The following is a 920-nucleotide window of genomic DNA, read 5'->3' on the forward strand; positions in this document are numbered from 1 at the left end:
GTCCTGCTGGTAGCCCTGCTGGGCGTACGGGTCCTGCGCGTAGGGCTGCTGCCGACCGTCGTGCTGGCCCTGGCCGGACTGCTGGCCTTCGTACTGGCCCTGGCCCTGGCCGTGGGCGGCCTGGTGGCCCCATCCCTGGTCCCCGTACAAGGGGTCCTCCGGATGCCACGGGCCGGAGACGGGGCCCCGGCCATACTCAGTCATCGATCCCCTTGAGCCGCGAGACGACGCTCCGTCTCTTCGCTTTGCTGTGCGGTGCCTGTTCGAACACCGCCGCATCCCGCGGAACGTTGCCGTATCGCGATCAGACAACCACTTCGACGCCCTCGCCCGGAGCGCTGCCTGACGCCCGTTAGGACTCCAGAGCGTTCTGAAGGATCACCACAGCGGCAGCCTGATCGATTGCCGACCGGCCCTTCTTGGACTGCCCTCCCGCAGCGCGCAGCCCGTGAGTGGCCGTCACTGTGGTCATCCCTTTGTCCAGGAGACGTAGAGGAATCGGTCCGACGGCACTGGCGAACACCTGGGCGAACGCGCGTACCGTCGCGTCCCCCGGGCCCTCCCCGCCCCCGAGTGAGCGGGGCAGCCCGACGATGACCTCGATCGGCTCGTACTCCTCGACGATCTGGCCGAGCCGCCGGTGGGCGGCCGGGACGTCGCGTCCCGGCACGGTCTCCACCGGCGTGGCGAGGATCCCGTCGGGGTCGCACGAGGCGACCCCGATCCGGGCGTCCCCGACGTCGAGCGCAAGCCGACGTCCTCTGCGCATTTCCGACCGTTTGCTTCCTCGGCTATCACTTTGCGGTCTCGGCGACGCGACGCTCGCCGGCCCCGCCGGCCCCACCGACGGCGGCCGGGTTCTGGCCGCCGCCCTCGGCGACGTCCGCCCTGCCGCCACCGCCGCCGCCCGGGTCCGTGGC

At 71.5% G+C, this 920-nt stretch carries 1 protein-coding gene and 1 pseudogene; both read right to left on the reverse strand.

All coding sequences use genetic code 11. The features are described 5' to 3' along the window. Positions 1 to 204, reverse strand: a pseudogene (locus tag D8M29_RS12875) (hypothetical protein); the annotation flags it as partial. A gap of 148 nt (positions 205 to 352) precedes the next feature. After that, positions 353 to 769 (reverse strand): Holliday junction resolvase RuvX, encoded by a 417-nt coding sequence (ruvX, locus tag D8M29_RS12880; protein WP_127446061.1) that lies wholly within the window; start codon positions 767 to 769, stop codon positions 353 to 355. Positions 770 to 920: the final 151 nt, after the last annotated feature.

The sequence above is a fragment of the Micrococcus sp. HSID17227 genome (genome assembly GCF_003989405.1).
Lineage (GTDB): Bacteria > Actinomycetota > Actinomycetes > Actinomycetales > Micrococcaceae > Micrococcus > Micrococcus luteus.

Excerpts from the sequence above, each read along its gene's own strand:
- ruvX (WP_127446061.1), bottom strand. The coding sequence starts at position 769 with ATGCGCAGAGGACGTCGGCTTGCGCTCGACGTCGGGGACGCCCGGATC.